Here is a 7,139-nt window from a genome sequence, read left to right on the forward strand (position 1 = left end):
CCGCAGCAGATCACTCAATAGCTCCGCTGTGTCCAGGTAGCCTGTGTCGGCGGCGAGACCACGGCGCTCGGCCTCGGCGACGGCCGCTACCATAGCCGCACCCAGTCGACGCCGACGGCGTTCGGTTTCGACTAGGGTGCGCAGCAAGTCGACATCGGCCAGTTCCGACCATCTCCGTGCCGGAGCATCCGGTGCCACTGCAGTCGAATGTGTGTTCACCCGAGACAGACTACCTCATACTCGAACATGTGTTCGATAATTGGTTTGGCTGGGTACGCCGTGTTCGGGCAGCGCCGCGACAGAGTGTTGGTGATGGCCGGGCTGGCTGCTCGGGCGGTTGTTGCGTGCCGTGCCGAGGTTCAGCCGAATCCGACATCGCCGCTCACAGATCGACAGAATGCGCATCGGGAAACGATGCCAGCCAACCCATTTCGGGTAGCCAGTTGACACGCGGTAATCGGCATGAGGGCGCGTTCAGCGTCAGCGTGGGGAGTGCCGGTACCTGGTGTCGCGTCGCAGTCCAACCTCTGGCGAGTTCCGTGGTGCTCCCGCTGCAGGCGACGCCGACAGCTTGTCACCCGTCGATCTAGTGAGTTCCGCAGCAGCCCTAACCTTTTCGGGAGGAACGGGCTGCATACGAGTTCACGCCAGGGCGAGGGGCCACTCAGCGGTGCCCGCCGGTGTGATCGTGGGAGCAGGTGTCGGTGCGGCGGCCGTCCACAGTGGTGGCTGCCTGCCCCGCGCCGTGGCCTTCCAGGGCCGCGAACGGTCCGCACTGATTAGCGGTGATCCAGACGTGGACCATCGGATTCCCCGCGCCAGGGTTGATCGAGTTGGGCGGGCAGGTGCCCTGGGCGTCGGTCACACCGGCGACCTGAGGACCATCGGCGCCGCTCTTCCAGCAGAGGTTGTCGTGGACGTGCCACTGCATCAGAGGCCCGCCGTAGTCCACCAGTTCGGTGTCGTCGATCTTCTTGCCCTTGGCGATGTACATCGCCGAGACCAGGGTCCGATCGGCGCCGTCGACCCGGTAAACCAGGGACTCTGGGTGGGCGGCGTCGAGGAATCGGTCGTCGCGGATGTAGCCGGTATTGATGTAATGCTCGTAACCGGTGGCCGAGTCACCGATGGAGCGAAAGCCCAGTGCGCCGATGGAACCGACGTCGGCGAACGCGGGCAGCTGGTCGAGGGTGCTGCGAATCAGTGCGGTCGCGCGCCGCTCCTGCGCGGCGGTCACGCCGGGCACGCCGGACACGTCGACCGGAGCCGCCGGATCCCACGGCCGCGGCCATGCGGTGCCGGTCCCATGGTCGGTGTGGTCGCCACCGGCGGCATGGGTGTGGTCGCCCGCGTCGTGGCTGTGCACATGTCCGGCGCCGCCGAGCATCGCCGCGACGGCGAGGGCACCGGCCAGACCCGCGGCGGTCGCGGTCGATGCCGTGGGCAATGACGCGCCTGGGCGCGCCAGGGTGACGGTTGCACCGGCGATCGCGAGCAGCCCCAGCGCCGCGCACGTGCTGTCGAGGAACTGCGGCGCCTCCGCCGTATCGAGGCCGTCGGGCCATGGCAGCCCCGCGAACCGGGTGTACCCCCAGATCACCACCGCGACGAGGTTCACCCCGATCACCGTGACCGGCATGGCCTTTCGCGTGCTCACCGACGCCAGCAGCCCGGCCGCGCATTGTGCTGCCGCGAGCACGACCATCAGCCGGGCGAGGGTGGCATGCTCGGTATGCAGTCCCGCGGCGAACAGGTGCAACGCACCCGCCCCGACCGACGCCGCACCACCGAGCAGCAGGAATCCGTTGCGCCCACCAGTCATGTTCGATCTCCTTCGTTCGCCCTGGACGCTACTGGGCCGGGGCGGGCCTCGCTCCCACGACTTGCGAGAGATCTCTGTGGTTTTCGAGCCCTGTCACGGCGCCAGGCCGCGGTACACCGATCCCTAGACGGCTACCCTTCTGCGTGCGCGGTCATCGACTATGGATCCTGCGGTTCGCGCACGCCAGTGAATCACCGAACTTCCCATCTTCCTAAGGGAAATTCAATGGGGGAGGCGGGCCCGCACTGTTCGCGCGATCAACGGCATGTGCGTGCGTTGGTATTTGCGGTGAGCGGCGGTGTCGCCTATTTCGCCGATGGTGTGAGCGCGATTCTGCCGAATACCTCTCCGGTTTCCATTTTCTGGTGCGCCAGCACAGCTTGTTCCAGGGAAAGCGTCTCGTGCACAACCGCTTCCAGTTCGCCGCGAGCCGCGGTGGCGAACAGTTCGGCGGTCGCGGCGCGTCGGTCGGGTGCGGGCACGGTGTCGGCGCTGAAGGTCGCGAATGACAGCGACTTCTTGAAGGCCGCGACCATCTCCGCGCCGAAGTCCGCCGGTGGCATGCCTGCCATTACTCCAACGGCCACCATGCGACCGTTCGGCTCGAGTCTGGTGAGGAACGACGGTAGATCCGCGCCTGCGGCGATGTCGATGATGACGCCGTAGCCCGCGGGAGCGTTCTCTGCACCCCGACCGGCGCGGTCGAGCACGTGGGTCGCGCCGAGCTTGCGCAGACGATCGCCGCGCTCGGCCGATGAGGTCGTGACCGCGACCGCACCGGCGCCGCCACGAGCAGCGAGCTGGACAGCCATGACGCCTATACCACCCGCTGCGCCACGCACCAGCACCGACTCGCCGCGCGCGAAATGCGCATGACGCAAAGCGAAGTGGGCCACCATTGCCGAGGTGCCGAGTGTCACCGCATCGACAGCCGACATGGTCTCCGGGAGGGGGACGAGCGTCTCAGCCGAGGCGACGGCGCGCTCGGCGTAGCCGCCGCTCTCACCGGTGAACGCCCACACGCGCTGACCGATCCACCCGGTGTCGACACCCTCGCCGACCTCGGTCACGGTGCCTGCGACCTCTTGGCCGGGGATGTGACCGGGCGTGGCTCCGTAGGCAGCCAGCGCGCCACTTCGGATCAGGGCGTCGATACCGCCGACACCGATCGCCTCGGTCGTGATCAACACCTGTCCGGCGGCCGGATTCGGGTCGGGGAGCTCGACCATCGCGAGGACCTCGGGACCTCCGAACGCTGGGACCATCACTGCACGCATTGGTTTCTCCGTGTTCTGTTCGATCGGTACAGACCAACCGAACGTAACGGACACCCCCGTCCGTTTAGCTAAAGTGAGAGCGGTGACCACTCGTTTGCCTCAGACCCTGCGTTCCGACGCCCGGGACAACCGCGAACGCATCCTCGACGAAGCGCGCGCGGTGTTCGTCGCCAACGGCCTGGACGTACCGATGCGGGAGATCGCCCGGCGCGCCGAGGTCGGCCCCGCCACCCTCTATCGCCATTTTCCGACCAAGGAGATGCTGGTCGCCGAGGCATTCACCGATCAGATGCTCGCCTGCCGGACCCTCGTGGACGAAGGGCTCGCCGACCCCGATCCCTGGCACGGCTTCTGCCTCGTCGTCGAGAAACTCTGCGAGCTGCAAGCCCGCGACCACGGCTTCGCCGCGGCCTTCATGTCCGCCTACCCGCATGCGATGGACTTCACCGCGATCCGCACCTCCTCGCTCACCGGCGCTGCCGAACTGATCCGCCGTGCCAAGGACACCGGCCGCCTGCGCCCCGATATCGGCCTCGACGACCTCATCCTCATGATCATGGCCAACAACGGCATCCACGCCGACACACCGGCAGCACGAACCGCAGCCTCCCGCCGCTTCGCCGCCCTCATGATCCAAGCGTTCCAAGCCTCACCGGCGTCCGCACCGCTACCACCGGTGCCACGATTGATGCCCGCGATGCCCCGCCGCAAATCCGACAGGTCGATCACCGGATGACCGAAGGGCGACGCCCGGTCGTCGGCATTTCCGGACGTTCGGTTTGCCGTCGCCGTGATCGGTCGGCATAACAAATCTGGAACATGTTCTCCCAGCGGATTCGATGGTCCCACGACTGGCAACGCGGTGGTCCCACAACGGGGTTCTGACGCAGATAGCGTGATCTCCTCGAGGGCGCTGGATTTCCGTGTTCAAGGTCGAGATGATCGTGGCCGTGTTCGGGGTTGACGGCGTCGAGAAAGTGCAGGCGTCTCCCGCGGGAATCGCCCAGCAGGACGCCGCTGTGCTCGACCAGCAGTCGTAGCCCGTTGCTCAACACGATCTCGGTGTTGTGCTCGCTGCCGCCGCCCGGCGTGATCGAGCTGCAGAGTGTCTACTGAGGTTATCTACAAAACCGCATCGCGATGCTGCGCGCCAAGCGTGGCATCTCGCGGCGAGAGCTGTCCGAGGCGCTCGGGGTGCACTACCAGACGGTCGAGTACCTGGAGGGCGGTGAGGGTAGCCCGCGCTTGCATCTGGCGTTGCGGATCGCGGCCTACTTCGAAGTGCCGGTGGAAGTCGTTTTCTCCACCGCGCCCTTTCCACGTTTGGGCTCTGGGGCTGAATCCGCTCGAGCGTCAGCGGGTTCGGGAAGGCAGAAGCGGGCCGCGATGCCATCGAGGAGCAGGGCCAAGGCGGATTCGAAGAGATCGTCGAATTCGAGTGCGGGCCCGGCTGATTCAGGGCCGGACGCTGCTGTGGCGGCGCGTGGCGACGTAGTGCTGATGCCGGTCCCGTTCCCCTGGCCAGTGAAGTCGGCCAGCTCGTGCAGGGCCGGGTAGCTATCCGGCGTCACCAATTCCGTTATCGCGCGCCAGGTTTCCTCCGCAGATTCCAGCACGGTGCGCTCGGTTCGCCGCTCCCCCGACAGGGGCAGCATCGCCAGTCCCTGCACCAAGCCGGACACCGAGAGGTAGATCGACAGCACGGCCTCGCGTGGCACGCCGGGCTGATTCAGCGCGGCGAAAGTGCGTTCCAGGATGTCGAGCAGGGCCGGGCCGACCGGCGGGCGGGTGCGCGCCAGCGTGGGCAGCATCCATGGATGCCTGCGGTACAGCTGCCATTCCTGGCGCGCCTCGTACCCGATCCGGTCCCGCCAGTGCGTCAATTCCGCGGGCGGGGTGGGTATTTCGGCGAGCATCAGGTCGACCATCGCGGTGAGCAGCGCGGTCCGATCGCAGAAGTGGCGATAGAGCCCGGTGGTGGCAATGCCCATCTCGGTAGCGAGGCGCCGGACGGAGAGCCCGTCCATCCCCGCCCGGTCGGCCAGCTCCACCGCCCCCCGGACAATGCCCACCGTGGTGAGCTCGGTCGCGGGGCGACGTCGCGGGGCGGCGGGGAGTTCGGCCCGGCGAGCCCGGTACGCCCTGGCCTGACAGGAGCGGGAACAGTACCGCCGCCTACGGCCCTTGGCTGCTTGGACGATCGCGCCGCCACAACTCGCACAGGGCATGTTCTGATCCTTTTTCATCACACGCCGGAAGTGTGACGAAATAATAGCAATTCCTGGTTTTCCACCTACTTTGGCCAGTACACACAGTGTTCCGAATTCAGGAGGTACGTCATGACCGACGGCCAGTGGGTGCGCCGAGCAGAGCTGTCCGAGGTCGCCGCGGTAGCGACCGCTTTCGCCGAAGCCAGCCGGGACGAGGCGGTCTCGGCCTGGGTGATGGACGGGCACCCGGAGATCATGACGGCCTTCGAAAACGACTATGCGCCCATTCTGATCGAGGAGACCATCGGCCGCGACGAGGTGTGGATCGCGGGCATCGGCAGCGACATTCGCGCGGTCTCGCTGTGGCAGCAGGTGGATTCGATCGAGCGGTACCAGGAAGAGGCGGCACAGGCCAGGACCAGGGCCGAGGGCAGCGACCTGCGGCCGCTGCACCGGATGGCGGCGGTCACCGCCCTGCTCGCCGAACACCATCCACGGGAGTTCCCGCACCGCTACCTCTACGCCATTGCCACCGTGCCGCAGTGGCGCGGGCACGGCGCGGGCGCGGCCATCATCGGCAACAGGCTGAAAGAGGCGGCAGCGCAGGGCCTTCCGGTCTACCTGGAAGCCAGTACGGTTCGCTCGTCGCAGCTCTACGAACGCCTCGGCTTCGCCCGCACGGGTGCGCCGCTCCCGCTCCCCGACGGCGGCCCCACCCTGTGGCCGATGTGGTTTCGCGGCTGAGCTCCGCACCGAAATCAGCGCGGTACGAGCATGATCCGGCACAGCGGGCGCAGCGCCGGATGCGGCCGATACCGGACGAGTGAGTCCGAAGTCCTAGTAATGCCTGGACATGGACGGAGGGCGTCGAAGACCAGTTTGTGACGACTGACTTGGACGCCCTCCTGCCCGCGCTGTACGTGAAACGACGACGAGCTGCCCGGTTCCCGTGGATAGGTCGGCCGCCTGTGCTGACCGACTCGGAGCTGGTGTGCTTGGCGGTGGCCCAGTCGCTGCTGGGGTTCACTTCTGCGACCCACTGGCTGCGGCGCGCGCAACCGACCGCCGGGTCGGGCAGTGCGCGGACCAGCCGCAGCAGCGTATCCCGGCTGCCCGGCAATCCCAGCTGGGCTGCCAGGCGAGCCCCGGCACGTCCCGTCAGCGCGACTGCGATCCTGGTGAGCATCGCGGTCAGCTGATCGGTGCGCCGTGACCGTTTCATCGTGAGCCCGTCGACCTGTTCAGCAAAAGTCTTTGCCCGACAGCCGGTATTCACGCGGAAGAACCGCCGCACGATCAGCTGAGGACCATCTTCCGTCCAGCGACCGCGGCGGCGAGGCGGCGGTGATAACGGAATGCACACGACCGGAAGAGGTTCCGTATCCGATGCACCGGGCCATCGAAGGTGGCAACAGCAGCGTCCACGACCACGGCCTCGGCTCGGGCATCCTGGATCAGCAGATTGTTCCAGTGCAGCAATAAGATTCGAACAACATCAACGCACGCCTGCCACCTTCACCGGTGTCGTGACGGATCTTGCGGTGACACGCCGAGCAGCGCGATCACGCTATCTGCGTCAGAACCGCAGGCAGGGACCACCTCGGAGCCCGGTTTGCCTGAGCCACGCAAGCTGACAGGCGATACCGACAAACTCGAAACAACAAGGCCAGCAATAAGATACATGATCTCGAGGAAGGCAGCATTAGTCGCCTCGACCACGACAATTCACGGCACCCGGCGCGGCTGGGTTCGGATATGCTCGCGACGCAGTGCGTGTAGGAAACGGGGGAGCTGGTGGCTCAACTCGATATCGGTTCGACCTTCGCTGAC

The 7,139-nt window shown here is 66.6% G+C and carries 5 protein-coding genes and 3 pseudogenes; 4 read left to right on the forward strand and 4 right to left on the reverse strand.

The window, feature by feature from the left end; all coding sequences use genetic code 11:
• The 3 genes and pseudogenes from NP3_RS49795 to NP3_RS10020 all read right to left on the reverse strand — a co-directional run.
• Positions 1 to 219 (reverse strand): annotated as a pseudogene (locus tag NP3_RS49795) (DUF222 domain-containing protein); the annotation flags it as partial.
• A gap of 445 nt (positions 220 to 664) precedes the next feature.
• Complete coding sequence (locus tag NP3_RS10015; protein ID WP_063039988.1) at positions 665 to 1,822, reverse strand: hypothetical protein; 1,158 nt, start codon at positions 1,820 to 1,822, stop codon at positions 665 to 667.
• Between the two features lie 305 nt (positions 1,823 to 2,127).
• Entirely contained in the window at positions 2,128 to 3,099 is a 972-nt protein-coding gene (locus NP3_RS10020) for a zinc-binding dehydrogenase (protein ID WP_063039990.1), read from the reverse strand.
• An 82-nt stretch (positions 3,100 to 3,181) separates the two neighbouring features.
• Between NP3_RS10020 and NP3_RS10025 the strand changes: the two genes are divergently transcribed.
• On the forward strand, positions 3,182 to 3,835 hold the full coding sequence (locus NP3_RS10025) for a TetR/AcrR family transcriptional regulator (protein WP_174566193.1): 654 nt from the start codon (positions 3,182 to 3,184) through the stop codon (positions 3,833 to 3,835).
• A gap of 404 nt (positions 3,836 to 4,239) precedes the next feature.
• Positions 4,240 to 4,332: pseudogene (locus NP3_RS50340) on the forward strand (helix-turn-helix domain-containing protein); the annotation flags it as partial.
• Between the two features lie 38 nt (positions 4,333 to 4,370).
• On the opposite strand, the gene NP3_RS10030 reads toward NP3_RS50340, so the two are convergent.
• Positions 4,371 to 5,327: a TetR/AcrR family transcriptional regulator gene (locus NP3_RS10030; protein ID WP_084508409.1), complete on the reverse strand. Its 957-nt coding sequence runs from the start codon at positions 5,325 to 5,327 to the stop codon at positions 4,371 to 4,373.
• A 111-nt stretch (positions 5,328 to 5,438) separates the two neighbouring features.
• Here NP3_RS10030 and NP3_RS10035 point away from each other — a divergent pair, with 111 nt between their 5' ends.
• Together NP3_RS10035 and NP3_RS51805 are read left to right on the forward strand one after the other, a co-directional pair.
• Positions 5,439 to 6,053, forward strand: a complete 615-nt coding sequence (locus tag NP3_RS10035; protein WP_063039994.1) for a GNAT family N-acetyltransferase — start codon at positions 5,439 to 5,441, stop codon at positions 6,051 to 6,053.
• Between the two features lie 137 nt (positions 6,054 to 6,190).
• A pseudogene (locus tag NP3_RS51805) lies at positions 6,191 to 6,367 on the forward strand (IS982 family transposase); the annotation flags it as partial.
• Positions 6,368 to 7,139 lie beyond the last annotated feature (772 nt).

Source organism: Nocardia pseudovaccinii NBRC 100343 (genome assembly GCF_001613225.1).
Classification (GTDB): domain Bacteria; phylum Actinomycetota; class Actinomycetes; order Mycobacteriales; family Mycobacteriaceae; genus Nocardia; species Nocardia pseudovaccinii.

Coding starts and splice junctions, on each gene's coding strand:
- NP3_RS10015 (WP_063039988.1), bottom strand. CDS start 1,822: ATGACTGGTGGGCGCAACGGATTCCTGCTGCTCGGTGGTGCGGCGTCG.
- NP3_RS10020 (WP_063039990.1), bottom strand. CDS start 3,099: ATGCGTGCAGTGATGGTCCCAGCGTTCGGAGGTCCCGAGGTCCTCGCG.
- NP3_RS10030 (WP_084508409.1), bottom strand. CDS start 5,327: ATGCCCTGTGCGAGTTGTGGCGGCGCGATCGTCCAAGCAGCCAAGGGC.
- NP3_RS10035 (WP_063039994.1), top strand. CDS start 5,439: ATGACCGACGGCCAGTGGGTGCGCCGAGCAGAGCTGTCCGAGGTCGCC.